Consider the following 25,159-nt stretch of genomic DNA (forward strand, 5'->3'; position numbering starts at 1 on the left):
CATTGCGCGCCGCCACTGTCAGGCCGCCGCTTTGTGCCTTCATGCGCTCCGAGATTGCGAGGCCGGCGGCATCGTCCTTGGCGCTGTTCACACGCAGGCCGGAAGACAGGCGCTGCATCGATGTGGTGAGGGAACTGCCCGACAGGCTCAGGTTGCGCTGTGCGTTGATCGAAGCCACATTGGTGTTGATGGTCATTGCCATGGTGTCTGTCCTTTTACCGAGCCTGTCGTTGATTCTTCAGCGCCGGGGGCTGTGCCCTGTTCCGTTCGCCGCCTACCTTTGGGTTATCGGAGAGCGAAATCAAAGCTTGAGGAATTTCTTGCGCTTTTTTTTCGCGCCCGGGTGCCAGCTTCCCCAGGGAAGCGGCGAGATAGCCGGCTTTCCCGGTTTTTATCCCCCCGCTGCTGCAAGGGCGAACAAGGAAGAATCCTTTCATCGCTAGGGCTGCCTGTCGCGCAACCGAGTCCTAAAAGCTTTTGTAGCGATGCAACCTTGCCTTTCTGAAGGGACCCTGTCATGGCCGCAACTATCAATACCAACATTGCCTCTATCAATGCGCAGCGAAACCTGAGCCTCTCGGGGAACTCGCTTGCCACGTCCATGCAGCGCCTGTCTTCAGGCCTGCGTGTGAACAGTGCGAAGGACGACGCGGCCGGTCTGGCCATCTCCGAACGCATGAACACCCAGGTCAAGGGCCTGACGGTGGCGGCGCGCAATGCCAATGACGGCATTTCGCTGGCGCAGACCGCTGAAGGCGCGCTGGGCAAGGTGGGCGACATGCTGCAACGCATGCGTGAACTGGCAGTGCAGTCGAGCAATGCCACCAACAGCGCATCGGATCGCGTTGCGCTGCAGGCCGAAGTGACCCAGCTGGCCGCGGAAATCGACCGCGTCGCCAAGCAGACCAACTTCAACGGCCAGAAGATTCTTGACGGCTCGTTCGCCGGCGCGGTGTTCCAGGTGGGCGCCAACTCGGGTGACAACGTCACGCTGGGCGCGCTCGCGGACACCCGTTCGAGCCAACTGTCGAACATCAGCTACGGTACGTCCTCGGCGACAGGTGCCGCGGCACTGAACACCGACGACCTGACGCCTCCAGCCATCGACGATTTCGCCGACCCCATCGCCAAGGGCGCCCTGCAGATCACCGTCGGCTCGGCACCCGCCGCCCTGACCATCGATCTGGAAGCCATCGAGCCAGCCAACAGCAGCCTCGAACGCCTGGGCCAAGTGGTCACCGCGATCAACAACAAGTCGGCCGATACCGGCGTGACGGTGTACATGTCCAAGGTGGCCAACACCAACAGCTATGAACTCCATGTGATGTCGGAAAAGCTCGACGCCACGGGCGCTCCGGTGGCCGTCGCTTTCGGCGCAGGCTTCACCGCAACACTGACCGGTGTCGAGGCCGGCCTGAACATCGATCCCGCCAACACCGCCAACGCCATCACCGACGTGCGCGGCATCGACCAGATCGATGTGCGCACACAAGAGGGTGCATGGGTCGCATTGAAGAAGATCGACAGCGCAGTGGACCAGGTCAACGGCGCGCGCGCCACGCTGGGTGCGATGCAAAGCCGCTTCGAGAACGCCGTCAGCAACATCGACATCCAGGTGGAAAACCTGTCGGCGGCGCGCGGACGCATCGTCGACGCGGACTTCGCCAAGGAAACCGCCAACCTGTCGCGCACGCAGATCCTGCAGCAAGCCGGTACGGCCATGGTGGCCCAGGCCAACCAGCTGCCCCAGCAAGTGCTGCAACTGCTGCAAAGCTAAGATCCACGGATCGAGCAACCATGCCTGTCGCTGTGCAGGCCGCGGCCGGCAAGACAGGCGCGCGCCCCACGGCTGCGCGCCTTTTGGCGTGCTGTGCTTCTATAGCACAACGCAGTTCCAGCGAACAATCCAGCTTTCCGGGCTTTTTTCGGATGTTGAGCACCCTCACACTTTGACACAATCCCCCCATGCTCGTCATTCTTGGTTTACTCATCGGCCTCGCCTGTGTCTTCGGCACCTACGTCCTGCACGGCGGCAATATCGGCGTGGTCGCAAAGGCCCTGCCATTTGAAATGCTCACCATCGGGGGGGCAGCGGTCGGGGCGTTCATCGTTTCGAACCAGCCCAAGGTGATCAAGGCCACGATGCGCGCGCTGCCTGCCGCGCTCAAAGGCTCCAAATACAACAAGGAGCGCTTTCTCGAACTGATGGCGCTGCTTTACGAAATCCTGCAAAAGGCGCGCAAGGAAGGCCTGATGGCCGTCGAATCCGATGTCGAAGCGCCCGAGGAATCGCCGATCTTCCAGAAGTATCCGGAATTGCTCAAGGACCACCACATCATGGAATTCCTCACGGACTATCTGCGCATGATGGTCTCGGGAAATCTGAATGCCCACGAGATCGAATCGCTGATGGAAAGCGAAATCGAGACCCACCACCAGGAATCGCATGCACCCATCGCGGCCCTGGGCAAGGTGGCCGGCGCGCTGCCCGCGTTCGGGATTGTCGCGGCCGTGCTCGGCGTGGTGAACACCATGGGCTCGGTCGGCCAGCCGCCGGCGGTGCTCGGTGCGATGATCGGTTCGGCGCTGGTCGGCACCTTCCTCGGGATTTTGCTGGCCTATGCGGTGGTCGAGCCGATTGCCGGCCTGATCGAGCAGCGCACGATGGACGCGGCCAAGGAATTCGAATGCATCAAGACTACGCTGCTGGCCAGCATGCAGGGCTACAACCCCGCGACAGCGATCGAATTCGGTCGCAAGGTGCTGTTCTCGACCGAGCGTCCCGGCTTCCTGGAACTCGAAAACCACGTCAAGGGCAAGAAGTAAGCCCGGACTCCACCGGCATACCGCACCATGGCTGACAAAAAACTCCAACCCATCATCGTCAAGCGCATCAAGAAGTCCGCCCATGCTCCGCATGGCGGTGCCTGGAAGATCGCCTATGCCGACTTCATGACGGCGATGATGGCGTTTTTCCTGTTGATGTGGCTGCTGGGCTCGACCTCCAAGGGCGACCTGCAGGGCATTGCCAACTATTTCAACGCACCGCTCAAAGTGGCGATGCAGGGCGGCGACGGCTCGGGCAACAGCTCGAGCATCATTCCCGGCGGCGGCAACGACCTGTCCAAGGTCCACGGCCAGGTGCAACGCTCCGAATCAAACGAAAAGGCCGACCGCAAGCAAAGCCTGGACGCCGCCAAGGCCGAACGCGCGCGCCAGGATGCGGTGCGCATCAAATCGCTGCAGGCCAAGGTCGACGCCATGATCACGGGCAACCCCAAGCTCAACGAGTACCGCTCGCAGATCCGCGTGCTGGTGACTCCCGACGGACTGCAGATCCAGATCGTGGACGAGCAGAACCGCCCCATGTTCGACAGCGGCAGCGCCATCGTGAAGCCCTACATGCAGGACATCCTGCGTGCCGTGGGTGCCGCGCTTGGCGAGACCGAGAACCGGATCAGCCTTTCCGGCCACACCGACGCCGCGCCTTATGGCAACGGCGACCGGGGCTACAGCAACTGGGAGCTTTCGGGCGACCGGGCCAATGCCTCTCGGCGCGAGCTGATTGGCGCGGGCATGCCCGCAGACAAGCTGGCGCGCGTCGTCGGCATGGCTGACAGCGATCTGCTCGAACCCCAGAACCCGCGTGCGCCGCAAAATCGGCGCATTACCATCACCGTGCTGACCCGCGAAGCCGAAGAACGGCTGTTGGGCAAAGAGCACACACCTTTGCCCGTTGCAGAAAAGCACGACAATCCCCCCGCTGGCACGCGATAAGCAATCATTTGTAACGCTTGCTGCCGAATTTGTCTTTCTCTCCAGAGCACATTACGACCGAAAGGGTCTCACGTGGCTAATGCCTTGCGTTTTTTGATCGTTGACGACTTCTCCACCATGCGCCGCATTGTGCGCAATCTACTCAAGGAAAGCGGTTACCCCGAAGCCGATGAGGCGGAAGACGGCGTGGTTGCGCTGCACAAGCTGCGCAACAGCAAGTTCGATTTTGTCGTCACCGACATCAACATGCCCAACATGAACGGCTTTCAGCTGCTCACCGAAATCAAGCAGGACGAGAAGCTCAAGCATCTGCCCGTGCTGATGGTGACCGCCGAAGCCCGCAAGGAAGACATCGTGGCGGCGGCGCAGAACGGCGCTGCAGGCTACATCGTCAAGCCGTTCACCAAGGCCACGCTCGAAGAAAAGGTTGGCCTCATCCTGAAGAAGCTGGGGATGTAACAGCATGGACAGCAACACGCCCGCAGAACCCGTCGAACTGCACTACAAGATTGGTGTGCTGACGCGTCAGCTGCATGATTCGCTCAATGAGCTGGGGTTGGCAGATCGGCTGCGTGGTTCCATGGACGAGTTGCCCGATGCCCAGAGCCGGTTGTCGTACATCGCCCGACTCACGGGCGAGGCCGCCGAGAAGGTGCTCAATCGCGTCGAGCAGGCCAAGGCCCAGCAGGCCTACATCGCCGAGGAAACGCGGCGCATGGTCGCCGCGTTGATCAAGGACCCGGTCGCAGCCGTGGCCAAGGGCGACATCATGAACTTCCTCACCGACATGGAAGACGTGACGCAAAAGGCCGACGAGCATCTGACCGAAATCATGATGGCCCAGGACTTCCACGATCTCACCGGACAGGTGATCAGTCGCGTGGTGGCCCTGGCATCGAATCTCGAAGACCAGCTGGTGCAGATGCTGATCCAGACAGCGCCACCAGGCGGTGTGCCGCCGGCCGTCGCCGCCAGCGTCGTGGCCGCACCCGTGGTTGCAGCCGGTGCCGCAGTCGCTGTCGCCACGGAATCGCTTGCCGGTCCCGTGGTCGAAGGCACGCGCACGGCGGAAGTCGTGACTTCGCAATCGCAGGTCGACGACCTGCTGGCCAGCCTGGGCTTCTGACAGGCCAGCGCCGATCTAGGCTTGGCGCCCCTACCCTTCGACAGGCTCAGGGCGAACGGGGGTGGGGCTCAGGGCGAACGATTGGACGCGGCTGCGCGCGTACAGTTGGGTACGGCTGCGCGCGTACGGTTGGGTGCGGCTGCGCGCGAAGGCTTGGGTGCGGCTGCGCACGAACGGTTGAGCGGGGCTGCGTGCGAACGCCGGCCCCGGCTCGGCGCGAAGCGCAGGCGCGCGCGCCCTTTATCTCCCGGCACGGATGAACAGCAGGCTTTCGCGGCTGCTTTTCGGGCTTTAGCGAAAACAGGCCATGGCGACAATGGCGGTGACATTCAGTCACATTCGCCATGGACTCCAGCCAAGACAAAAATCTTCCCGCCACCGAGCGCAAGTTGCAGAAAACGCGCAAGGACGGCCAAGGTGCGCGCTCGCGCGACCTGTCGCACCTGGCGATTCTGGGCATGGGCTCGGTCGCGATGCTGATCGGCGCGCAGCCGCTGACCAGCCACCTCAAACTCGCTTTCACACAGCAGTTCTCGTTCAACGCCCAGAGCGTGCAGGCCCCCGCGCAGATGCTGGAGCGCCTGCTGCAGATGGGCGCCATCGGCCTGATCGCCTGCGTGCTGTTCGCGCTGGCGACGATCTCGGCCGCCTTGATCAGCGGCATTCTGGCCGGCGGCTGGATCTTCAGCTTCACGCCAGTCGCGCCCAAGTTCAGCCGGCTCAACCCGCTGTCGGGCATCGCCAATCTCTTTTCCAAGCAGCAGATGGTCACCGTGGTGAAGATGGTCTTCATGACCATCGTGCTGTCGATCGTCGGCTGGAAGTACCTGTCGGCCGGCCTCGAGGAAATGGCGCGCGTGATCAGCCAGCCTTCGCCGATGGCGCTGGCCATGGTCGGCGACTGGCTGGTCGGCGGCGTCGCCGTGCTGCTGCTGGTGGTGTTCATGGTCGCGCTGATCGACGTGCCGCTGCAGGCCTTCCTGTTCAAGTCGCGCCTCAAGATGTCGCACCAGGAAGTCAAGCAGGAACACAAGGAATCGGAAGGCAACCCCGAAATCAAGGGCAAGCTGCGCCAGAAGCAGCGCGAAATTGCCAACCGCGCCAGCATAGGCGCCGTGCCCAAGGCCGATTTCGTGGTCATGAACCCGACCCACTACGCCGTGGCGCTGCGCTACGACGAAGCCAGCATGGATGCCCCCCAGGTCATTGCCAAGGGCACGGACCTGCTGGCGCAGAAGATCCGCGAAGTGGCCAACGCCCACGACATACCGGTGCTGCAATCCCCGATGCTGGCGCGCGCGCTCTACGCGCACGCCGAACTCGACCAGTCGATCCCTGCACCGCTTTACACCGCGGTCGCCCAGGTCCTGGCCTATGTCTACCGCCTCAAGGCCGCAATGCGCGGCGACGGCCTGATGCCACAGGCCCTCGACGAAATCCCGGTCCCTCCTGAACTCGACCCGCACCAGCGGGTGGCCCCCCTCGCTCCGCATCCGCGGGCAGCCCTGTAAGGCAGCGCGATATGAACACTTCGATGAAATCCCTGCAGCTCATGGGCAGCAAATACGGCGCCGCCGCTCAGGGCATATCGGCCCCGTTGCTGGTGGTGGCGATCCTGGCACTGATGGTGCTGCCGATCCCGCCCTGGCTGCTCGACACCTTCTTCACGCTGAACATCGCCGTCGCGCTGATGGTGATGATGGTCGCGGCCTACATGATCCGGCCGCTGGACTTCGCGGCCTTCCCCACGGTGCTGCTGCTGACCACGCTGATGCGCCTGTCGCTCAACGTCGCCTCGACGCGCGTGGTGCTGCTCGAAGGCCACACCGGGCCGGGCGCGGCGGGTGCGGTGATCGAGGCCTTCGGCCACTTCCTGATCGGCGGCAACTTCGCGGTCGGTCTGATCGTGTTCGCGATTCTGGTGGTGATCAACTTCGTGGTGGTGACCAAGGGTGCGGAGCGTATCGCCGAAGTCTCGGCGCGTTTCACCCTGGACGCGATGCCCGGCAAGCAGATGGCGGTGGACGCCGACCTGAACGCCGGCCTGATCAATGAAGAGGAAGCCAAGCGCCGCCGCGCCGAAGTCGGCGAGGAAGCCAACTTCTTCGGTTCGATGGACGGTGCCTCGAAATTCGTGCGCGGCGATGCGATCGCCGGCATCTTGATTCTGGTGATCAACATCGTCGGCGGCTTCATCATCGGCATGGCACAGCACGGCCTCAGCGCCAGCCAGGCCGCCGACAGCTACATCCTGCTGGCCGTGGGCGATGCCCTGGTCGCGCAGATTCCCGGCCTGCTGATCTCTGTGGCCGCGGCCATGGTGGTCTCGCGCGTGGGCAAGGGCGAAGACATGGGCCGGCAGATCGTCGATCAGCTGTTCATGTCGCCGCGCGTTCTCGGCGTGACCGGCGGCGTGCTGGCGATGCTGGGCCTGATTCCCGGCATGCCCCATGTCGTGTTCCTGGGCATGGGCAGCGCGCTGATCTACGGCGCCTGGGTGCTGTCGCGCAGGCAGCAGGCCGAAAAGGCCGCCAAAAATGCCGTACCGGCACCGCAGCAGGCCACCACCGGCGACTCCGGCGAAGCCACCTGGGACGATCTGCAGCCCGTCGATCTGCTGGGCCTGGAGCTGGGCTACCGACTGATCGCGCTGGTCGACAAGAAGCGCCAGGGCGACCTGCTGACCCGCATCAAGGGCGTGCGCCGCAAGTTTGCGCAGGAAGTCGGCTTCCTGCCGCCGGCCGTGCATGTGCGCGACAACCTCGAACTCAAGCCCAGCGCCTACCGCGTGACGCTGCGCGGCGTGAGCATCGCCGAAGGCGAAGCCTTTCCCGGCATGTTCCTGGCGATCAATCCGGGCGGCATCAGCACTCCGCTGATCGGCACCCCGACGACGGACCCGGCATTCGGCCTGCCAGCACACTGGATCGATGAACGGCAAAAGGAAGCGGCACAAATGGCGGGTTTTACCGTCGTTGATTCCGAAACCGTGATGGCGACACATTTGTCACACTTGATGCAAGTGCATGCGGCCAAGCTCCTGAGCCGCACGGAGACCCAGCAGCTCGTCGAACATGTGGCGCGCCTGGCTCCCAAGTTGATTGAAGAAGTGGTTCCGAAAATGGTGTCGATCTCAACGTTCCAGAAAGTGCTCCAGCTGCTGCTGGAAGACGCCGTGCATATCCGCGACATTCGCACCATCATCGAAACCCTGGCAGAGCATGCTCCGCTGACCCAGGACCCCGTGGAACTGGCCCGCCGCGTGCGCATTGCGCTGTCGCCGGCCATCGTCCAGCAAATCTACGGCCCGACGCGCGAACTCAACGTGATCGCGATCGAGCCCGGCCTCGAGCGTCTGCTGGTGCAGGCGCTGGGCAACCCTTCGGCGCCGTCGCTCGATCCGGGCGTGGCCGAAATCCTCACACAACGGGCCGCCGACGTGGCCCAGAAACAAGAAGAGCTGGGAATGCCCGCATGCCTGCTGGTACCCGACTCGATCCGCAACGCCATTGCCCGTCTGTTGAAGCGCGTGGCTCCCCGTCTGCAGGTGCTCTCGCACAGCGAGATTCCCGAGACGCACACCATCCGCATTGGCCCCATTCTTAAAGGTGCATCCGCATGAACATCCGCCGCTTTACCGCCCCCACCTCCCGCGAGGCCCTGGCCAAGGCGCGCATGGCCTTCGGCGATGGCACGTTGATCCTGTCGAACCGTGCAACGGCCGAAGGCGTGGAAGTGACCGCCACGGCCGAAGACATGCTCGAGCAGCTCGATGGTGGCGTCGCGACCAGCTCGCCGCTGCAGGCCGCGATCGAGAAACGCGCCGCCGACGAAACCCGTGCACCTGGCAAGCCGCGTGCAGCCATTCCTGCCGCCATGCCGGCCGCCGCTGCGGCGACCGAGAGCAACGCCACATCGCCGCTGCGCCAGACCGTCGAAGACGACGCGGCCCAGCTGGCCATGAGCACGCTGTCGTTCCAGGACTATGTGCGCGAGCGCATGCTGCGCCGCCGCCATGAAAACCTGCACGGCGAGGCCGCGCCCGAAGCCGAACCCGCATTTGAAGACGAACAGCTGCCGACGTTCGCCCAGCGCGCGCGCCAGCTCGACGAACTGCGCCGCGAACCCGTGCCCACGCCTGAAGCCGTGGCCCGCCACAACCCGCTGCGCGGCGCCAAGGCCAACCAACGCCCCGTGACCCGTCAAGCCACGCCGCGCGCTTCCGCGAACCAGCCCATGGCACGCGCACAGGCCGCCGCACCGCAAGTGATGATGGACGAGCTGCAGTCGATGAAGGCGCTGATCGAAGACCGCTTCAACACGCTCGCCTGGCTGGGCCAGGCGCGCCAGAGCCCGCTGCAGTCGAACCTGATGCTCAAGCTGATTCGCGCCGGCTACTCCCCCGCCCTGTCGCGCATGCTGCTCGAAAACCTGCCCGGCAACTGCTCGCCTTCCCAGGCCGTGCGCTGGCTGATGGACGTGCTCGAACGCAATCTGCGCACCAATGCGCAGTCGGCCCCCATATATGACCAGGGCGGCGTGTTCGCACTGGTCGGCGCCACCGGCGTCGGCAAGACCACCACCACGGCCAAGCTCGCGGCCATGGCGGCACGCATCCACGGTGCGCGCGAAGTCGGCCTGATCACGCTCGACACCTACCGCGTCGGCGCGCATGAACAGCTGCGCGCCTATGGCCGCATGCTGGGCATCGTCGCCCACCAGGCACATGACCGCGCAGCCCTGCAGGATCTGCTGGGCCTGCTGGCGAACAAGAAAATGGTGCTGATCGACACCACCGGCGTCGCACCGCGCGATCCGCGCAAGGACGACATCCTCGAAGTGCTCGACCTGCCCGGCGTGCAGCGCATGCTGGTGCTCAATGCGAGCAGCCAGGGCGATTCCAACGACGAAGTGCTCAACGCCTTCAAGGCCGACGGCTGCCAGAAGGTGATCCTGTCGAAGGTCGACGAGGCCGTGAAGCTCGGCCCCTCGGTCGACACGCTGATCCGTCACCAGATGCAGCTGTGCGGCGTCACGAACGGCCAGCGCGTGCCCGAAGACTGGGAAGCCGCCGATGCCAACCAGCTGGTGGCCGCCTCGATGCGCTCGACGACGCGCTCGGCATTCGACCCCAAGGCCATCGAACTGGACTTCTTCTTCACACAATCGAGCATGGCCGGCGAAATCATGGAGCCTGGTCATGCTTGAGAACGGCAACCAGGGCTACGGCCTGCAGGCCGGTGCCGCCTGGCAGGAACTCCAGGTATGCGCCATCGCCTATTCGGCCACGGCGCCGGCCGGGGGATTGCTCTGGCCGCTGAGCGCGCAACTGCAGCAGCTCGGCTACCCGGTGCTGGTGCTCGACGCGAGCCAGACCGAAAGCGCGGCAACGCCGGGCCTGCGTGACCTGCTCGCCGAACCCCCATGGCAGGCCACGGGCATGGGGCCGCGCCCCACGCAAGCCTCGGTCGCCACGCTGCCCGCCGCCCTCGGACTGCGCCAGCTGGGCGGCCTCGAATCGCTGCTTGCCTATGCGCGCGGCTATGCGGTGGTGATCGTGCACGCGCCCGTCGAACAGCTCGCGCCGCTGCTGCAAGGCCACGCCATGCGTCCACTGCTGCCGCTGGACATGCAGCCCCGCGGCATGGAGCGCAGCTACCGCCAGATCAAACACCTGGCGCTGCATGCGGGACTGTCCTGCATCGTCGCCGGCGCGACCGAAGCGCACGAGCCTTTTGCGCGCCGCCATGCCGACACCCTGATGTCTTCGCTCGCCCAGTGCGCGCAGCGCCACCTGCGCATGCAACCGCTGTGCACGCGCACCGACCCGGGCTCGCCGCAGGAGCTGCGCCGTCTGGCACTGCTGATGCTCGCGCACGCGGTGACCCTGACACCCGGACTCGCCGCGACCACGCCGGCCAGCTTTGCACCGGCGCCTGTCTTTTCCCAACCAGCGTGGAGCCTATGAACGCCATGTACACCGCGAACGGCCAGCTCGAACGGAACGCACTGATCCGTCAGCATGTACCCCTGGTTAGACGCATCGCGCACCACATGATCGCCAAGCTGCCGCCCAACGTGGCGCTCGACGATCTGATCCAGGTCGGCATGATCGGCCTGGCCGACGCGCTGACCCGCTTCGAAGTGGCGCAAGGCGTGCAGTTCGAGACCTTTGCCTCGCAACGCATACGCGGCGCGATGCTCGACGAACTGCGCGAAGGCGACTGGATGTCGCGCAGCTCGCGCAAGAGCCAGAAAGACATCGAGCATGCCCTGCGCCGGCTCGAACAGAAACTCGGCCGCAGTCCGCTCGAGTCGGAGATCGCATCCGAGCTGGGCATGCCGCTCGACGAATACCAGTCGCTGCTGGGCAAGGTGCGCGGCACGCAGCTGGTCTACCTCGAAGACATCTCGCCGGGCGACGACAGCGACGGCTTTCTCGACCGCCATGTGGCCGACGACGGCGCCGACCCCATGGCCCTGCTGCGCGACCAGCGCCTGCGCGGCGCACTGGTCGAGGCCATCAAGGCGCTGCCCGAACGCGAGCAGTACATCATGGGCATGTACTACGAGCACGACATGAACCTCAAGGAAATCGCGGCCGTGCTGGGCGTGACCGAATCGCGCGTATGCCAGTTGCACAGCCAGGCGATCGCCCGACTGCGCACAAAGATGCGCGCGCATTGAGCTTCAGCGCCCTGAAGCGCCCTTCGACAGGCTCTCAAGAAACAGCTTTTTTGTCAAATAAATCAATGACTTAGAAGGTGGTCGATTTTGGCAAACGGCGGCAAAACAGTGACCCGTTCGTGGTGAGCCTGTCGAACCATGAACGGACGTCCTCATGACTTGAGAGCAGGCCGTTCATCCTTCGACAGGCTCAGGACGAACGGATTTTTAACGGCCGCTGTTTCTTTTGAACGCCTTGCGAGACCTCGGCTCGCTCACCCGCTCAGGGCGAACGGTGGCGTAGCGCTTGCTGCTACTCGCCAAGCGACACCCCCATAAAAAAACGCAGCTCTCGAAGCTGCGTTTTTTATGGGCGAATGGGAAAAGATGAAAAGTGGAACTCAGCTCGCGCTGCGGTAGATGCGCGCCGGGCTGGTGCGCGGCGCGCGGCCGGACAATGCATCGTAGGTCGGCGCGCCGGCCTGCATGGGCAGCAGCGCCGACACCTTGAGTTCGGTCATGGCGCCGCCGCGCGCGAGTTGTTCGCGCAGGGGGCCAAGCTGGCTGCCGACGGCTTCGATGCGCTGCTCCAGCCCGGCATCGAGCGTCTGACCGCTGCGGCTGTGCTGCTGGCGGAGTACGGCCAGCGACATGAAAGCATCGCGCAAGTCGGCGCTGCGCGCCTCGAGCGCGTTGGCGTCGGTACCGGCGAGCGCCGCCGACAGCGCCAGCAAGGCGGCTTCGGCCTGGGCCAGGGAATCGGACAGTTGCATGGAAAAGACGGGCCGGCCTCAGGCCGAGCGCGCCGCCATGGAGTGCGCCAGGATCTCGCCGGTATTGGCCAGCAGCTTGTCAGCAATGGCTTCGGCGCTCACGCTGAACGTGCCGTTGGCAATCGCATCGCGCATCGCCTGGACGCGGTCGGCATCGAATTCGGTCGTCGCACGGCTTGCAGGATCGAGCGCTTTGGCAGAACTCGAGAAAGATACAGGCACGCCAGCGGACGAAGTCGCCACTTGGGTACTTTTAGCTGCTTCTTCCGCCGCAGGACCGGAGGTCTTGGCAGCTTGTTTGGAAGCAGTGGCCGCAGCCTGCAAGGCAGCAGCGGGAAGCTCCGGTTTTTGTCCAATTTTCATTTATTTCTCCAAGGCCCCATTCGCCTGAGGCGCAGTAACACTGGTTTCGACACCGGCGAAAAAAACTTTAGCCATTTATTGGAGCGGGTGCTGGCTACTTCACTTCCACCACGCCTTGCGCATTGACGACGCCCGAAACCAGTCGGCCATTATCCATGCGTACCCGCACATTTGCACCTTCCGCGCCCGCCGCCATCGCGCGGCCCGTGGACATGATGGTGAAACCACCGCCTGATACCGCGACCTTGACCTGCGCTCCCAAGGGAAACAGCTGCGGCGAGCGCAGCATGTTCTGGCGCAGCGTCTGGCCGGCCTGCAGATGGCGTGCGGCTTCGAAGCCCAGCCAGTCGGGCTGGCTCGCGGCCACGGGGGAATCCACTTCGGCCCAGTCGACTTCGGCAAGCGACGCATCGCCAGCCGTCAAGGCTTCGCCCTGGCGGACGTTGTTATTCAGCACCCAGGCAGGACCGAAAGCCTGCACGGTGACCGGCAGGTAGACATTCCAGGGCCGGGAGCCTTGCACACAGCGCAGACCGATGCGGGTGCGCCCCCAAAGGCGTGCGCCTGCGGGCAGATAAGGTTCGACCTTGGCGCAGGCCGCGAGCTGCAGCCGCGCATCGAGCTTGCCGATCTGCACCTGCAGGCGCAGCGGCAGGCCCGCGCTGGCTTCGCTGCCCAGCGCGGCATTCGCCCATTGCTGCGACAGCGCCTCGAGTTCGGCATGGGTCTGGGTCTGGGCCTGCGCGCCACCGAGCCACAGGCCCAGGCCGGCGAGCACGGCGCCGGCCAGGCCACGCAAGTGCGTTGCGGCGGGAGCGGGTGCGGCCAAAGGCCAGGGACTGCGTTTCAAGTGGAACTCCTCAAATTCATGGTGCGGCCGCCGGGCACAACGCCCAGGGCGCCGCCGGCAGCATGGCCTGGTCCAGACTTTAGTGCGTTTGCCATAACTGCAAAGCACGAAACTGCGCAGCAATCCATGCGTTCTTCACGCTTTAGAAAAACGGGGCGATTTCCATAATCAAGGCCTGTCGCGGTGCGTCCTGCATTGCGCCCTCATGACTCCGCCGCGGCGGGGCCACTTTTTTCCGAAGCCACAAAGCGCGAGGCCCACATGCTCGACAAAATGACCAGCCGCCTGGATTTCCATAGCACCGCACTCGTGCTGCGCGCCGAACGCCAGCGCCTGATCGCCAGCAACATTGCCAATGCGGACACCCCGGGCTATGTGGCGCGCGATCTCAACTTCTCGCAGGCGCTGCGCTCCGCGACCGAAGGCACGAGCCCGCTGGCCGGCGCCAGCGTGAGCCACAAGGGGCACATGCCGCTGCCCGCGGCGCAGACCAGCCACAGCACCGTCGCCCTGGGCTACTCGGTGCAATCCCAGCCCAGCCTCGACAACAACACCGTCGACCTCGACCGCGAGCGCGCGAACTTCGTCGACAACTCCGTGCGCTACGAAGCCACGCTGCGCTTCATCAACGGCCAGGCCAAGGGCATGCTCAGCGCCATTCAAGGCCAGTAAGCACTCGCACCGAATCAACAAAGGCAGCTCCTATGTCCATGTTCTCAATCTTCAGCGTTTCCGGCAGCGCCGTCAGCGCCCAGTCGCAACGTCTCAATGTGGTGGCCAGTAACCTGGCCAACGTCGATGCCGTGGCCGGCCCTGACGGTCAGGCCTACAAGGCGCGCCAGGTGGTTTTTCAGACCACGCCGCTGGGCGCTGAAGCCGCTTCGGGCGTGCGCGTCAGCGCGATCAACGAGAACCAGACGCCAGGCCGCAAGGTGCTCGACCCCAACCACCCGCTGGCGGACGAGCAGGGCTATGTGACCCACTCCAACGTGAACGCCGTCGACGAAATGGTCAACATGATCTCGGCTTCGCGCTCCTACCAGAACAACGTCGAAGTCATGAACACCGCCAAGTCGCTGTTGCTCAAGACTTTGCAAATGGGGCAATAAGCCATGATCACCAATCCCGTATATCCCACCACCGGTACCGGCTCCAGCAGCAGCACCGGCGCCACCTCGGGCTCGTCGACCGACCCAGCGGCCGCCCAGGACCGCTTCCTGAAACTGCTCGTCGCGCAGTTGAACAACCAGGATCCGATGAATCCGATGGACAACGCGCAGATGACCTCGCAGATGGCGCAGATCAATACGGTCGTCGGAATCAACTCGCTCAACGACACGATGGAGAAGATGTCTTCGCAGTTCACCGCAATGCAGGTGCTGCAGGGCACGTCGATGATCGGCCGCACCGTGCTGGCCGAAGGCAATACGCTGGGCACGCCGGTCGAGAAGATCAGCACCGCGGCTTTCGACCTGAGCGGCACGGCCGCCGACGTCAAGGTCAACATCACCACCGCTTCGGGCACGGTCGTCGACACCGTGACGCTGGGTGCGCTGGACGCCGGCCGGCATTACTTTGCCTGGGACAGCAGCAAATACACAGGCGATGTCAGCAGCCTGCGCTTCCAGGTCGCCGCCGCGAACGGCGCGGCCAAGGTCGCCAGCACATCGCTTTCACCGAACCTGGTGGTCGCCACCAGCACCACCGACGGTGCGCTGACGCTGGAACTCGAAAACGGCGAAAGCATGGCCTACAACAAGGTCAAGGCCGTTTTCTAAGCCCCGCCACCACGCACACGATCCACCGCACCGCAGGAGAAGAACACCATGGGATTCCAACACGGCCTTTCGGGCCTCAACGCCGCCAGCAAGAACCTGGACGTCATCGGCCACAACGTCGCCAACTCCAGCACCACGGGCTTCAAGGCCTCGCGCACCGACTTCGCCGAAATGGTGGCCAGCGCCATCGGTTCGTCGAGCGGCTCGACTTCGGGTATCGGCGTGAATGTCGCAGCGGTCTCGCAGCAGTTCACCCAGGGCGCGATCAACAGCACCGGCAACAGCATGGACCTGGCGGTCAACGGCGACGGCTTCTTCCACGTGAAGCTGACCGACGGCACCCAGGCCTATACGCGCTCGGGCAACTTCCAGCTCGACAAGGCCGGCAACATGATCACCACCGATGGCGCCAGCGTCATGGGCTATCCGATCGACCCGGTCACCGGACTGACCAGCAGCACCACGCTCGAGCCGCTCAAATTCCCCACAGGCCAGCCAATTCCCGCCAAGGAAACCACGGAGATCACGGCAGCGCTGAACCTTAGCGCCAGCGCAAAGAACGCGGCCGGTGATCCCGCGGCCGTGCCGCCCGTGCCCGCGACGCCACGCGCCACCTATGGCACGTCGATCGAAGTCTATGACAGCCAGGGCATCGCCACGCCGGTCACGATGTACTTCGAGAAGTCCGTGGGCAACACCTGGAATGTCTTCACCTCGCTGGACCCCGCCGCAGCAAGCGTCGGCCAGCTGACTTTCGACGGCAGCGGCAAGCTGGTCTCGGGCAGCCCGATTGCGTTGACCGTCGCCGCATCCGGCCTGCCCAACCCGAACGCCGCCCCGGGCGGAGCGAACCCGGTGCAAAGCCTGGACATTTCGCTCAACCTGAGCGGCGTGACCCAGTCGAGCAGCGATTTCGCGGTCTCCAAGCTGACCCACAACGGCTACGCCGCGGGTGAGCTCAACGGCATCAAGATCAGCACCGACGGCACGATCATGGCCAGCTACTCCAACGGCGTGACACGCGCCGAAAGCCAGCTCGCGCTCGCCAAGTTCAGCAACAGCCAGGGCCTGTCGGCGATCGGCGGCAACAACTGGGTGGCCACGGCCGACTCGGGCGCACCGCTGTACGGCACGGCCAAGAGCGGCAGCTTCGGCTCCATGGTCTCGGGCGCGCTCGAAAGCTCCAACGTCGACCTGACCGCCGAACTGGTGAACATGATGGGTGCACAGCGCGCCTATCAAGCCAACGCCCAGACCATCAAGACGCAAGACCAGGTGTTCTCGACCCTGGTGAACCTGCGTTGATTTGAACCGCTAAAGGAGTTCCGCCATGGACCGCATCATCTACACCGCCATGACCGGCGCCAACGCCGCGGCACAACGGCAGGCAGTGTTGTCCAACAACCTGGCGAACTCCGGCACCAACGGCTTTCGCGCCGAGATGTCGACGTTCCGCTCCGTGCCCCTGCAGGGCAGCGGCGCGTCGACGCGGGTGTTCGCGCTCGAAGCCACGTCTGGTCACCTGGACACCGCCGGCCCGGCCCAGCGCACCGGCCGCGCGCTCGACGCGATGGCCATGGGCAATGCCTGGTTCGGCGTGCAGGCGCTCGACGGCCTGGAAGCCTATACGCGCAGCGGCGCATTTGAAGTCTCGCCCGAAGGCGCGCTGCTGACCAGCACCGGCCTGCCCGTGCTCTCGGACGGCGGCGCCCCGATAGAAGTGCCGCAAGGCGCGGAAATCTCGCTCGCATCCGACGGCACCGTGACCGCCAAGCTCGCCGACCAGCCGCCGCTGATCGCCGGCCGCGTCAAGCTGGCCACGCCCGACGCCGAAAACCCGCTGCAGCGCAGCAATGACGGCCTGTTCCGCTCCGCCAACGGCGACCCGCTGCCCAACGACGCCAATGCGCGTCTGCTCGCGGGCTCGATCGAAGGCTCGAACGTCAACGCCGTCGAAAGCATGGTCGGCATGATCGCCGCCTCGCGCCAGTTCGAAACGCAGATGCGCCTGATGCAGACCGCGGAAACCAATGACAAGACCGCTGCCCAGCTGCTGAGCATGAACGGCTGATATGAAGCACCCCCTGAGCCGCTTCGCCGGACGGCCGGCCCCGTCTTCCCCCTCTCATCCTTCGGTGGAGGGGGACGGCAGCCTCGCTGCGGGGCGGCCCTTGCTCGCTGCCCCCATGCTGGCTCACGCCAGTTTCACAGACTGTGCGTGGACAACTAAGAAAGAACTGTCATGATCAACTCGCTTTTCATCTCCAAGACCGGCATGGAAGCCCAGCAGACCCAGCTGGACGTCATTTCCCATAACCTGGCCAACGTTTCGACGACAGGTTACAAGCGCGCCAACGCGGTGTTCGAAGATCTGATTTATCAGAACCTGCGCCAGGTCGGCGCCCAGACCACCGAAGAAAACCAGCTGCCCACGGGCCTGCACTTGGGCCTGGGCGTGCGCGCTGCGGCGACCAGCCGCAACTTCCTGCAGGGCACGCTGCAGCAATCGAACAACTCGCTCGACGTGGCCATCAATGGCAACGGCTTCTTCGAAGTCACCCAGCCCGACGGCACCACGGCCTATACCCGTGACGGCTCGTTCCAGGTCAATGCCCAGGGCCAGCTGGTCACCTCCAGCGGCCTGCCCGTGGGCGGCGGCATCACCATTCCCGCGGGCGCGACCAGCGTCAACATCAGCGCCGAAGGCGTTGTCAGCGCCGTGATGCCCGGCAATGCCGCGGCCCAGGCCGTGGGCAACCTGGCGATGGCCTCCTTCATCAACCCGGCCGGCCTCGAGCCGCGCGGCCAGAACCTGTACATCGAAACCGCGGCTTCGGGCCAGCCCCAGCAGGGCACACCCGGCCTCAACGGCCTGGGAACGGTCAACCAGGGCTACCTCGAAGGCTCGAACGTCAATGTGGTGCAGGAGCTGGTGACCATGATCCAGACCCAGCGCGCCTACGAAATGAATTCCAAGGCCATCCAGACCTCGGACCAGATGCTGGCCAAGCTGGCGCAGCTGTAAGCACCGCCCATTTAGGCACATCCAGCGCCGAAACATGACCACAGGCCGTCCATCCTTCGACGCGGCCGGCAAGGCAGGCTCAGGACGAACGGTTCAGAACCGTTCGCACCGAGCCTGTCGAAGTGCGTTCAACCCGACAAAACCCGTGCGCGGATGCGCACCCCGCCAGGAACTCCCGCCATGATCACCGTCCCAGCCACCCTTTCCCGTCTCAGCGTCGCCGCACTCGCGGCCTGCGTGCTCAGCGGCTGCGTCGCCACGCTCAACCCGCCGCCGCCGGTCGACATGCCGTCGACTTCGGCGCCGCCCATTCCCAGCCCCGCGGCTTCGCTGCCGGCCACGCCCACGGGCGGGCTGTTCCATGCCGCGCGCTACCGGCCCATGTTCGAGGACCAGCGCGCACGCCTGATCGGCGACATGGTGACGGTGGTGATCGCCGAACGCGTCACGGCTTCGCAGCGCTCCACCTCCAGCATCGATCGCGAGAACGAAATGAACGCCGGCCTGACCGCGCTGCCGATCTTCAAGGCCGCGAACGCCGCGAACATCATCGGCCGCTCCAAGCTCGGCGTCGGCAGCGAGAACTCGTTCTCGGGCGCGGGCGAGACCGCCAACAGCAACAACTTCACCGGCTCCATCACCACCACCGTGGTCGATGTGCTGCCCAACGGCCACCTTGTGGTCACGGGCGAGAAACAGATTGGCGTGAACCACAACGTCGATGTGCTGCGCTTCTCGGGCTCGGTCGATCCGCGCAATCTGCAACCCGGCAGCCTGGTCAGTTCGACCCAGGTGGCGAACGTGCGCATCGAGTCGCGCGGACGCGGCCAACAGGCCGAAGCCCAGTCAATTGGCTGGTTGTCACGCTTCTTTTTGAACGTTATGCCGTTCTGAATTTCTTGAGAATGGACAGCTATGAAAGCACTGTCCACGCTCCTCAAATTGCGCCCGACCCACCTTGCGTTCTGGGCAATCGCCGCGGGCGCGGCGGTGTCGGCCCTGCCAGCCCACGCTCTGCGTATCAAGGAGGTTGCCGCCGTCCAAGGCGTGCGCAGCAACCAACTTACAGGCTACGGCCTGATCGTCGGCCTCGATGGCACGGGCGACCAGACCACGCAGATGCCCTACACCAAGCAGGCGCTCGCGAACTACCTGCAGCAGATGGGCATCGCCCTGCCGGCAAGCGGCAACGCGACCCAGCTGCAACTCAAGAATGTCGCCGCGGTGATCATCACCGCCGAGCTGCCGGCCTTTGCCCAGCCAGGCCAGATGATCGACGTCAACGTCTCCTCCATGGGCAATGCGAAGTCGCTCAAGGGCGGCACGCTGGTCGCCACGCCGCTGCGCGGCGCCGACGGTGAAATCTACGCGCTGGCCCAGGGCAACATGGTGGTCGGCGGCGCGGGCGCGTCGCAGGGCGGCTCCAAGGTCCAGATCAATCACCTGAGCGCCGGACGCATTCCGCAGGGCGCGCAGGTAGAGCGCGCCGTGCCGACACCGCTGCACGAAGGCAACACCATCCAGTTGAGCCTCAACGCCACCGATTTCCAGACCGCCGACAAGGTCGTGCAGTCGATCAACAAGAACCTGGGCTTCGGCACGGCCACGGCGCTCGACGGCCGCACGGTCCAGGTCAACGCGCCGAACGACCCGGGCGCGCGCGTGCGCTTCATTGCCCAGCTCGAAGAGCTGGCGATCGTCGCCTCGACGCCTGCCGCCAAGGTGGTGATCAATGCGCGCACCGGCTCCATCGTGCTCAACCAGGCGGTGACGCTGGGCAATTGCGCGATCGCCCACGGCAACCTGTCGATCACCATCAGCTCCACGCCGGTCATCAGCCAGCCCAATCCGCTGTCGCAGGGCCAGACCGTGGTCGCTGAAAAGGCCAGCATCCAGATCCGGCAGGAGCCGGGCAACGTGATCCAAGTGCCGGCCTCGCCGCAGCTCACCGACGTGGTGCGCGCGCTCAACTCACTCGGCGCCACGCCCCAGGATCTGCTGGCCATCTTGCAGGCCATCAAGGCCGCAGGCGCCCTCAACGCCGAGCTGGAGGTGATATGAGCATGTCGCTGAATTCCACCGTGTCCATGGGCACGTCGAACGCGCTCGCGGTCGACGCACGTTCGCTCAATGCGCTCAAGTACGAAGCCGGGCAGAACAACCCCGAGGCCGTGCGCGAGACCGCCAAGCAGCTCGAATCGCTGTTCATGCGCGAAATGATCAAGAGCATGCGCGAAGCGACCATGAAGTCGGGACTGCTCGACGGCGCCCAGGGCAACCTCGGCGCCGACATGCTGGACCAGCAGCTGTCGGTCACGATGTCGGGCCAGCCCGGCGGCCTGGCCGACGCGATCGCGCGCCAGCTCTCCCGGGCCATGGGCGGGGTCTCCGAGGAAGAAGGCGATGACGCGCTGCCGTCGACGCTGAGCCTCAGCGGTCGCCAGGGCGGCTTTGCGCGCTACGGCGGCTTCGTGCAGAACAAGGGCGTCGCCGCGACGAGCACGGTCGATGCCTACGCCGCGAAGGCGCCATCGCCCCAGGGCCTGGACAATTTCGTGCGCGCCCACGCCGTCGCCGCCGAGCGCGTGGCCCAGACCAGCGGCATTCCCGCGGCCTACATGCTGGGCCAGGCCGGGCATGAGACCGGCTGGGGCAAGAGCGAGATCCGCAATGCCGACGGCAGCAACTCGTTCAACCTGTTCGGCATCAAGGCCGGCGGCAGCTGGACCGGCAAGGTCGCCGAAATCACCACCACCGAATACATCGACGGCGTGCCGCGCAAGGTGACGGCCAAGTTCCGCGCCTATGGCTCCTTCGAGGAGTCTTTCCGCGATTACGCCCAGTTGATCAACAACAACCCGCGCTACGAAAAAGCCCGCGCCCAGACCGGCTCGGCGCTGGCCTACGCGAGCGAGCTGCAGAAAGCCGGCTACGCCACCGATCCGCAATACGCCAACAAGCTCAACCGCGCCATCCAGAGCACCCAGCGCGTCCAGGGCACACAAGCTTAAAAGCTTAGAGAGATAACACCATGAGCCTTATGAACGTGGGATCGGGCGCCTTGATGGCCAACCAGATCGCCTTGCAGACCATCGGCAACAACATTGCCAACGTCAAAACCGAGGGGTACTCGCGCCAGACCGTGTCCATGGGCACGAATTTCGGCCAGGACATGGGCTACGGCTACGTCGGCAACGGCGTCAGCGTGTCCACCATCGTGCGCAATTACAGCGCGCTGCTGAACCGCCAATCGAACACCGCGGGCTCCATCCAGGCAGCAGATCTGGCGCGCGCGTCATCGCTGGCCCAGATGCAGGAAGCCTTCGCCGGCGGCGAAAGCGGCCTGGGCGCGGCGATGAACGAGATGCTCAACGGCTTCTCGAACGTGGTCAACGCTCCGACCGACCTCACGGCGCGCAACGTGGTGCTGACGCGCATGACCGAGCTGGCCTCGCGCTTCAAGTCGGCCGCCACCAGCCTGGACGAACTCGAATACACCAACAAGCTGCAGATCCAGAACGACGTGACGCTGGTCAATAGCCTGGCCAGTCAGGTGGCCGCGCTCAACGGCCAGATCAGCCGCTCCCAGGCCTCGGGCGTGATGCCCAACGACCTGCTCGACAAGCGCGACCAGCTGGTGCGCGAGATGAACAAGTATGTGCAGACCAGCCAGGTCGACGGCGCCTATGGCACGCTCAACCTGTTTGTCGGCGGCAGCCAGGCACTGGTGCTCGGCGCGACCGCGGGCCAGCTGTCGGTCAGCGAATCCACGGAGTACCCAGGCAGCGGACAGCTGTCCATGTACTTCAGCCAGCCGGGCAACGAGTCCGTGGAACTGACCAACAGCATGATCGGCGGCGGCGAAGTCGCGGGCCTGCTGAAATTCAACAACGAAGATCTGGCCGAAGGCCGCAATCTGCTGGGCCGCATGGCCCAGGTGATCAGCACCGCGCTCAATGCCCAGCAAACCCAGGGCCTGACGCTGTCGGGCACGCCGGGCAGCCCGCTGTTCTCGCAGATCACGGAAATGCCGGGTTACACCACGATCGCCGGCGTCTCGGCCGCGGTGAGCTTCGTCGACACCCAATCCGCGGCCACGCCCAAGCCGGTGCTCGACTCGACCGCCTATGTGGCCTCCGACTACAAGGCCATTTTCGGCGATGCCGGCGAAGTCCATCTGGTGCGCCTGTCCGACGGCCTGACACGCACCTACGCCGACGTTGCGACGCTGTCCGCGGAGACCGTCGACGGCCTGCAGTTCAACATTTCGGGCGCCGGCGCCAAGCACGAGTCGGTGCTGTTCAAGCCGTTCAGCACCGCCGCCATCGAAATGAAGTCCCTGGTGCTCGCACCCCAGGACCTGGCCGTTTCCAACGCCATCGCGGCAACCATCCCGGCGACCAACACCGGAACGCTGCAGCTCGCGGGCCTCAAGGTCACGGGCGCAGGCATTCCCGACCCGGCCACCGCGGGCATCGATATCACTTTTGCGGTGGACCCGGCGACTTCGGCCATCACCTACACCGCGAGCAACGGCGCCACGGGCAACTATGTGGCCGGCCAGCCGATCAAGATCGACGGCTGGGAAATCACCTTGTCCGGCACGCCGCAGGCGGGCGACAGCGTCACGGTGGCCAACGCCAAGAGCCCGGCGCTGGGCGACAACTGGAAACGCGACGCCGGCAATGCCACCGCCTTTCTCGCGCTGCGCGATGCGAAGCTGTTCGACGGCGGCACCACGCTGAGCGACGGCTTCTCGACGCTGATCGCCCAGGTCGGCACGCGCACGCAAAGCGCCAAGCTGGCCGCCGACCTGTCGGGCACCATCGCCAAGAACCTCGAAGCCGATCGCACGGCGGTGTCGGGCGTCAACCTCGACGAAGAAGCCGCCAAGCTGCTGCAGTACCAACAGGCCTACCAGGCCTCGGCCAAGATGCTGCAGATCGCCCAAAGCATTTTCGACAGCATGATCTCCACGGTCGGTCGCTGATATCCCAGGAGTTTTCTATGAGCATCACTCGCCTTGGCACCGCCAACATGTACGACCGCACGGTCGCCAACCTTTCCGAACGCCAGGCCCAGATGGCCCACATGATGGAGAGCACCACTTCGGGCCGTCGCGTGGTCCGCGCCAGCGACGATCCGGTCGCGGCCGCGCAGGCCGAACGCGCACGCACGCGCATGGACCGCACCGACGCCGACCAGAAAGCGCTGAACGCGCAGATTTCCATCATCACCCAGGGCGAAGCCGCACTGGGCAGCGCCAACACGGCGCTGCAGGAGTTCCGCTCGCTGGTGGTGAATGCGGGCAACGGCACCTACACGCAGACCGAGCGCGATGCGCTGGTCGCCCAGATGACTTCGCTGCGCGACCAGATCGCGAATTACGCGAATCGCACCGACAGCAACGGGCTGGCGCTGTTCCGCGGCCTGGGCAGCGCCGAGCAGCCGCTGCAGGGCGGCAGCTTCCTGAGCCAGTCGGGCCAGACCACCAGCGGCGCGAACGGCATTGCCAACACGCTGGACGGCGTCGCGGCCTTCATGAATGTGCCCACGGGCAACGGCGTTCTGGCCGTGAACCAGGGCGCGACCAACACCGGCAAGGCCTGGACCGATATCGGCCAGATCACCGATCCGGCGGCCGCGGCCGCAGCAGCCACCACGGTCCCGCCGATCAGCATCACGTTCAGCGTGGCCGCGGATGGCACGACGACCTATAGCATCGCGGGCGCCGCCGCCGTGCCTTACAAGTCGGGCGAGACGATTTCCGTCGCCGGCATGGGCCTGACCATCACCGGCGCGCCCGCCAACGGCGACAGCTTCACCATCGGTGCGAGCGAGCGCAGCGACCTGTTCAGCGTGCTCGATCAGGCGATCAACGTGGTGCGCACCGGTGTCAACCCTGATGGCAGCACCGCTTCGGGCTCGCTGGCCCACGGCATCGCCAAGGCACTGGCTGAGATCGATACCGGCCTGAACCGCATGCAGACAGTGCAAAGCTTTGCCGGCGATCTGCTCAACCGCGCGGATACCCTTACGACCCAATTCAGCGCCAAGTCATTACTGCTTGAAACCGACCGCGCCACAGCGGAAGATGTCGATATGATTGCAGCACTGGCAGATCTGAAAACCATGCAGACCAACCATTCGGCAGCACTGCAGTCCTACGCCCAGATCCAGAGACTGTCTCTCTTCGACTATATCGGTTAACTTTTTAGCCTTATTCCATGGCCCTGTCCGCACTCAGTTCCCTGACACTTGGTTATCGGCCGCTCTGGAATAACGAACGCACGCTCGCTGGCGTGCAGCTCTACATCGACTGCGACCCGGCGATCGACCCCGATGTGCCGCACTTTCTGCGCATCCTGCAGGAGATGTGGAGCCAGGCCGCGCCGCCGTTGCTGCTGTCGCCGCAGACGCACCAGTTGCTCAGCGCCTTTTTGCAGAATGCGCCCGCGGGCAGTCCCTGGATCGAGGTCCGCGGCGACTGGATCGAGGATTCCACGCTCTACGCCCAGGCCCAGGCCGCGCAGGCGCGCGGACTCAAGCTCGTCTGGCGCGGCGCGCTGGGCGACCTGCCCGACGCGCGCACCGCGCAATGGTTTGCCAACAGCCTGCTGAGCCTGGCGCCCGACGAGAGGCATCCCGAACGCCCGGCGCTGCCCGGCGCGCTGCTCGACGGCCAGATGTACGAAGACGTGCAAAGCCGCCATCTGCTCACGCGCTGCCTCGATGAACACCGCGCCGCGGCGGTTGCCGGCTGGCCCACCGAAGACGTGCTGCACCAGCTGCGCGGCCGCG

25 protein-coding genes and 1 pseudogene are annotated in these 25,159 nt (G+C 64.9%); 22 read left to right on the forward strand and 4 right to left on the reverse strand.

Annotated elements, in window-relative coordinates:
- The coding region (locus tag KHY18_RS22520) for a flagellin N-terminal helical domain-containing protein (protein WP_502769387.1) at positions 1-202 on the reverse strand (202 nt) is incomplete at its 3' end.
- Between the two features lie 315 nt (positions 203-517).
- On the opposite strand from KHY18_RS22520, the gene KHY18_RS22525 reads away from it, so the two are divergent.
- The 10 genes from KHY18_RS22525 to KHY18_RS22570 all read left to right on the forward strand — a co-directional run bounded on the left by KHY18_RS22525 (position 518) and on the right by KHY18_RS22570 (position 11,590).
- A complete protein-coding gene (locus tag KHY18_RS22525) occupies positions 518-1,777 on the forward strand; it encodes a flagellin N-terminal helical domain-containing protein (RefSeq protein ID WP_213305252.1) in 1,260 nt (419 codons plus the stop codon).
- A 188-nt stretch (positions 1,778-1,965) separates the two neighbouring features.
- On the forward strand, positions 1,966-2,826 hold the full coding sequence (gene motA, locus KHY18_RS22530) for a flagellar motor stator protein MotA (RefSeq protein WP_213305255.1): 861 nt from the start codon (positions 1,966-1,968) through the stop codon (positions 2,824-2,826).
- Between the two features lie 27 nt (positions 2,827-2,853).
- Positions 2,854-3,777 carry a flagellar motor protein MotB gene (gene motB, locus KHY18_RS22535; RefSeq protein WP_213305258.1) on the forward strand — a complete coding sequence of 308 codons (924 nt, stop codon included), beginning with the start codon at positions 2,854-2,856 and terminating at the stop codon, positions 3,775-3,777.
- 72 nt (positions 3,778-3,849) lie between these two features.
- Entirely contained in the window at positions 3,850-4,236 is a 387-nt protein-coding gene (gene cheY / locus KHY18_RS22540) for a chemotaxis response regulator CheY (RefSeq protein ID WP_213305261.1), read from the forward strand.
- Positions 4,237-4,240: 4 nt separating this feature from the next.
- On the forward strand, positions 4,241-4,903 hold the full coding sequence (locus KHY18_RS22545; protein ID WP_213305263.1) for a protein phosphatase CheZ: 663 nt from the start codon (positions 4,241-4,243) through the stop codon (positions 4,901-4,903).
- Positions 4,904-5,247: 344 nt separating this feature from the next.
- Positions 5,248-6,414, forward strand: a complete 1,167-nt coding sequence (locus KHY18_RS22550) for an EscU/YscU/HrcU family type III secretion system export apparatus switch protein (protein ID WP_213305266.1) — start codon at positions 5,248-5,250, stop codon at positions 6,412-6,414.
- Positions 6,415-6,425: 11 nt separating this feature from the next.
- Entirely contained in the window at positions 6,426-8,525 is a 2,100-nt protein-coding gene (gene flhA, locus KHY18_RS22555) for a flagellar biosynthesis protein FlhA (protein WP_213305269.1), read from the forward strand.
- Complete coding sequence (flhF, locus tag KHY18_RS22560; protein ID WP_213305273.1) at positions 8,522-10,111, forward strand: flagellar biosynthesis GTPase FlhF; 1,590 nt, start codon at positions 8,522-8,524, stop codon at positions 10,109-10,111. The genes flhA and flhF overlap by 4 nt, the downstream gene beginning before the upstream one ends.
- Positions 10,104-10,871 carry a hypothetical protein gene (locus KHY18_RS22565; RefSeq protein WP_213305276.1) on the forward strand — a complete coding sequence of 256 codons (768 nt, stop codon included), beginning with the start codon at positions 10,104-10,106 and terminating at the stop codon, positions 10,869-10,871. Before flhF ends, KHY18_RS22565 begins: the two co-directional genes overlap by 8 nt.
- A gap of 5 nt (positions 10,872-10,876) precedes the next feature.
- Positions 10,877-11,590 carry an RNA polymerase sigma factor FliA gene (locus KHY18_RS22570; protein WP_213305296.1) on the forward strand — a complete coding sequence of 238 codons (714 nt, stop codon included), beginning with the start codon at positions 10,877-10,879 and terminating at the stop codon, positions 11,588-11,590.
- 380 nt (positions 11,591-11,970) lie between these two features.
- Here the strand turns inward: KHY18_RS22570 and KHY18_RS22575 are convergent, their stop codons facing one another.
- The 3 genes from KHY18_RS22575 to flgA all read right to left on the reverse strand — a co-directional run bounded on the left by KHY18_RS22575 (position 11,971) and on the right by flgA (position 13,555).
- Entirely contained in the window at positions 11,971-12,342 is a 372-nt protein-coding gene (locus tag KHY18_RS22575; RefSeq protein WP_213305279.1) for a hypothetical protein, read from the reverse strand.
- 18 nt (positions 12,343-12,360) lie between these two features.
- Complete coding sequence (gene flgM / locus KHY18_RS22580) at positions 12,361-12,705, reverse strand: flagellar biosynthesis anti-sigma factor FlgM (protein WP_213305282.1); 345 nt, start codon at positions 12,703-12,705, stop codon at positions 12,361-12,363.
- A gap of 94 nt (positions 12,706-12,799) precedes the next feature.
- Complete coding sequence (gene flgA, locus KHY18_RS22585; protein ID WP_249729320.1) at positions 12,800-13,555, reverse strand: flagellar basal body P-ring formation chaperone FlgA; 756 nt, start codon at positions 13,553-13,555, stop codon at positions 12,800-12,802.
- Between the two features lie 261 nt (positions 13,556-13,816).
- On the opposite strand from flgA, the gene flgB reads away from it, so the two are divergent.
- From flgB to KHY18_RS22645, 12 genes and pseudogenes are all read left to right on the forward strand, one after another.
- Positions 13,817-14,227: a flagellar basal body rod protein FlgB gene (flgB, locus tag KHY18_RS22590; protein ID WP_213305283.1), complete on the forward strand. Its 411-nt coding sequence runs from the start codon at positions 13,817-13,819 to the stop codon at positions 14,225-14,227.
- Between the two features lie 32 nt (positions 14,228-14,259).
- A complete protein-coding gene (gene flgC / locus KHY18_RS22595; RefSeq protein ID WP_175505320.1) occupies positions 14,260-14,664 on the forward strand; it encodes a flagellar basal body rod protein FlgC in 405 nt (134 codons plus the stop codon).
- 3 nt (positions 14,665-14,667) lie between these two features.
- Positions 14,668-15,333, forward strand: coding sequence for a flagellar hook assembly protein FlgD (locus tag KHY18_RS22600; protein WP_213305284.1), 666 nt, complete (start codon positions 14,668-14,670; stop codon positions 15,331-15,333).
- Between the two features lie 48 nt (positions 15,334-15,381).
- Positions 15,382-16,638 carry a flagellar hook protein FlgE gene (flgE, locus tag KHY18_RS22605; protein ID WP_213305285.1) on the forward strand — a complete coding sequence of 419 codons (1,257 nt, stop codon included), beginning with the start codon at positions 15,382-15,384 and terminating at the stop codon, positions 16,636-16,638.
- A gap of 25 nt (positions 16,639-16,663) precedes the next feature.
- Complete coding sequence (locus tag KHY18_RS22610) at positions 16,664-17,404, forward strand: flagellar basal body rod protein FlgF (protein ID WP_213305286.1); 741 nt, start codon at positions 16,664-16,666, stop codon at positions 17,402-17,404.
- A gap of 171 nt (positions 17,405-17,575) precedes the next feature.
- Entirely contained in the window at positions 17,576-18,358 is a 783-nt protein-coding gene (gene flgG / locus KHY18_RS22615; protein WP_213305287.1) for a flagellar basal-body rod protein FlgG, read from the forward strand.
- Positions 18,359-18,538: 180 nt separating this feature from the next.
- Positions 18,539-19,252, forward strand: coding sequence for a flagellar basal body L-ring protein FlgH (locus KHY18_RS22620; protein WP_213305288.1), 714 nt, complete (start codon positions 18,539-18,541; stop codon positions 19,250-19,252).
- 21 nt (positions 19,253-19,273) lie between these two features.
- A complete protein-coding gene (locus KHY18_RS22625; RefSeq protein ID WP_213305289.1) occupies positions 19,274-20,419 on the forward strand; it encodes a flagellar basal body P-ring protein FlgI in 1,146 nt (381 codons plus the stop codon).
- Entirely contained in the window at positions 20,416-21,369 is a 954-nt protein-coding gene (gene flgJ, locus KHY18_RS22630; RefSeq protein ID WP_502769393.1) for a flagellar assembly peptidoglycan hydrolase FlgJ, read from the forward strand. Before KHY18_RS22625 ends, flgJ begins: the two co-directional genes overlap by 4 nt.
- Positions 21,370-21,389: 20 nt before the next feature.
- Positions 21,390-23,348: a flagellar hook-associated protein FlgK gene (flgK, locus tag KHY18_RS22635; RefSeq protein WP_213305292.1), complete on the forward strand. Its 1,959-nt coding sequence runs from the start codon at positions 21,390-21,392 to the stop codon at positions 23,346-23,348.
- 17 nt (positions 23,349-23,365) lie between these two features.
- Entirely contained in the window at positions 23,366-24,568 is a 1,203-nt protein-coding gene (flgL, locus tag KHY18_RS22640; protein ID WP_213305294.1) for a flagellar hook-associated protein FlgL, read from the forward strand.
- Between the two features lie 17 nt (positions 24,569-24,585).
- Positions 24,586-25,159, forward strand: a pseudogene (locus KHY18_RS22645) (HDOD domain-containing protein); the annotation flags it as partial.

This window comes from Acidovorax sp. CCYZU-2555, from assembly GCF_018413525.1.
Classification (GTDB): Bacteria; Pseudomonadota; Gammaproteobacteria; order Burkholderiales; family Burkholderiaceae_C; genus Comamonas.

What these genes read in the sequence shown, in the direction of transcription:
- KHY18_RS22565 (WP_213305276.1), top strand. Translation starts at nt 10,104, where the DNA reads ATGCTTGAGAACGGCAACCAGGGCTACGGCCTGCAGGCCGGTGCCGCC.
- KHY18_RS22525 (WP_213305252.1), top strand. Translation starts at nt 518, where the DNA reads ATGGCCGCAACTATCAATACCAACATTGCCTCTATCAATGCGCAGCGA.
- flgG (WP_213305287.1), top strand. Translation starts at nt 17,576, where the DNA reads ATGATCAACTCGCTTTTCATCTCCAAGACCGGCATGGAAGCCCAGCAG.
- flgC (WP_175505320.1), top strand. Translation starts at nt 14,260, where the DNA reads ATGTCCATGTTCTCAATCTTCAGCGTTTCCGGCAGCGCCGTCAGCGCC.
- KHY18_RS22600 (WP_213305284.1), top strand. Translation starts at nt 14,668, where the DNA reads ATGATCACCAATCCCGTATATCCCACCACCGGTACCGGCTCCAGCAGC.
- flhA (WP_213305269.1), top strand. Translation starts at nt 6,426, where the DNA reads ATGAACACTTCGATGAAATCCCTGCAGCTCATGGGCAGCAAATACGGC.
- flgB (WP_213305283.1), top strand. Translation starts at nt 13,817, where the DNA reads ATGCTCGACAAAATGACCAGCCGCCTGGATTTCCATAGCACCGCACTC.
- KHY18_RS22575 (WP_213305279.1), bottom strand. Translation starts at nt 12,342, where the DNA reads ATGCAACTGTCCGATTCCCTGGCCCAGGCCGAAGCCGCCTTGCTGGCG.
- flhF (WP_213305273.1), top strand. Translation starts at nt 8,522, where the DNA reads ATGAACATCCGCCGCTTTACCGCCCCCACCTCCCGCGAGGCCCTGGCC.
- flgL (WP_213305294.1), top strand. Translation starts at nt 23,366, where the DNA reads ATGAGCATCACTCGCCTTGGCACCGCCAACATGTACGACCGCACGGTC.
- KHY18_RS22545 (WP_213305263.1), top strand. Translation starts at nt 4,241, where the DNA reads ATGGACAGCAACACGCCCGCAGAACCCGTCGAACTGCACTACAAGATT.
- flgE (WP_213305285.1), top strand. Translation starts at nt 15,382, where the DNA reads ATGGGATTCCAACACGGCCTTTCGGGCCTCAACGCCGCCAGCAAGAAC.
- KHY18_RS22625 (WP_213305289.1), top strand. Translation starts at nt 19,274, where the DNA reads ATGAAAGCACTGTCCACGCTCCTCAAATTGCGCCCGACCCACCTTGCG.
- KHY18_RS22550 (WP_213305266.1), top strand. Translation starts at nt 5,248, where the DNA reads ATGGACTCCAGCCAAGACAAAAATCTTCCCGCCACCGAGCGCAAGTTG.
- flgM (WP_213305282.1), bottom strand. Translation starts at nt 12,705, where the DNA reads ATGAAAATTGGACAAAAACCGGAGCTTCCCGCTGCTGCCTTGCAGGCT.
- motB (WP_213305258.1), top strand. Translation starts at nt 2,854, where the DNA reads ATGGCTGACAAAAAACTCCAACCCATCATCGTCAAGCGCATCAAGAAG.
- flgJ (WP_502769393.1), top strand. Translation starts at nt 20,416, where the DNA reads ATGAGCATGTCGCTGAATTCCACCGTGTCCATGGGCACGTCGAACGCG.
- KHY18_RS22570 (WP_213305296.1), top strand. Translation starts at nt 10,877, where the DNA reads ATGTACACCGCGAACGGCCAGCTCGAACGGAACGCACTGATCCGTCAG.
- KHY18_RS22610 (WP_213305286.1), top strand. Translation starts at nt 16,664, where the DNA reads ATGGACCGCATCATCTACACCGCCATGACCGGCGCCAACGCCGCGGCA.
- flgK (WP_213305292.1), top strand. Translation starts at nt 21,390, where the DNA reads ATGAGCCTTATGAACGTGGGATCGGGCGCCTTGATGGCCAACCAGATC.
- motA (WP_213305255.1), top strand. Translation starts at nt 1,966, where the DNA reads ATGCTCGTCATTCTTGGTTTACTCATCGGCCTCGCCTGTGTCTTCGGC.
- KHY18_RS22620 (WP_213305288.1), top strand. Translation starts at nt 18,539, where the DNA reads ATGATCACCGTCCCAGCCACCCTTTCCCGTCTCAGCGTCGCCGCACTC.